The organism is Nocardia sp. NPDC004722, from assembly GCF_053601505.1.
Genome location: NZ_JBSGBY010001121.1, coordinates 1 through 1,040, shown reverse-complemented (window position 1 = coordinate 1,040; position 1,040 = coordinate 1). Strand labels below are relative to the sequence as shown.

Here is a 1,040-nt window from a genome sequence, read left to right as displayed (position 1 = left end):
CGGCGGATGCCCGTTCGCCCCGGCGGCGACCGGCAATATCGCCACCGAGGACCTGCTCTACCTCCTCGACCGCATGGGGATCACGACCGGCGTGGACATCGCGTCGACGATCGACACCGCGCGATGGCTGGGAGGAGTGCTGGGCGCACCCGTGCCCGCCCTGCTCGGGCGTGCGGGAGTATTCCCCGATACCGCAGTGGCGCAAGCACATCGGTGACGACTGCGCCGTGGTGGCATCCATTGACGCGCCGCTCGTCGGAGGGGCGTGAGGTGGCGGCTCCCGACTCGCCTTCTCGGAAGCCGCCACGGTGATTCGCGACTCCAGTGCCGGGCGGGCTGGACTACGCCCTGACCCTCGCTGCCGCGCACGGAAACGCAAGCCTGGTCGTACGCCGACCGCGGCGGAACTCCCGGTGTCAGTGCGAGCCGTCAGAGTCTTCGAGGGGGTCGGGGCGGCGTGCCCGCAGCGTCCGCAGGGGGTGGAGCAGTCGCTCGAGGTCCGCGGCGGTGGCCAGGTCGTAGGTGATGGCGCTGAGGGTGTTCGCCGTCGCGGGGCTCAGGATTCCGGCGGTGTTGAGACGGAACTTGAGTGCGAGTTCGTCTGCGGACAAGGGGTTTCCGGGGCCGCCGCGATTCGCCTCGACCCGCTCGGTCAGGGTGCGGCCGTCGTGCAGGCGAGCTGTGAGGACGGCCGGGAACTGGTGGGGGAAGATCTCGTCGCTGCGTGGATCGGGAGTGCACCGGACGCGGGCGGCCAGGGCCAGGCGGCGTGGGTCGCGGGCGGCGGCATCCGTGAAATCCTCGTGGAAGACACCCAGCCCGCCGCCGCCGATCAAGGCGGCGGCCACCGTGTACGGGCCGGAGAACGCGGCATGATAACCGGATTCGGGGCGCGCCTTCAGCTCGGGCGGGAAGCCGATGGTGCGCAGGGCCGCGGCGGGCGCGCGGCCGCGCTCTCCGACCCCGATGCATTGGCCAGGAGCCTGCGCACCTGCGCGGACCACGCCCTGACGGAACTCGCCGACACCATCCACCGCGAG

The 1,040-nt window shown here is 71.7% G+C and carries 2 pseudogenes; one reads left to right on the top strand and one right to left on the bottom strand.

Annotated elements, in window-relative coordinates:
* Positions 1 to 217, top strand: a pseudogene (locus tag ACWELQ_RS46230) (hydroxymethylglutaryl-CoA lyase); the annotation flags it as partial.
* Positions 218 to 416: 199 nt separating this feature from the next.
* Here ACWELQ_RS46230 and ACWELQ_RS46225 read toward each other — a convergent pair.
* Positions 417 to 1,040 (bottom strand): annotated as a pseudogene (locus ACWELQ_RS46225) (hypothetical protein); the annotation flags it as partial.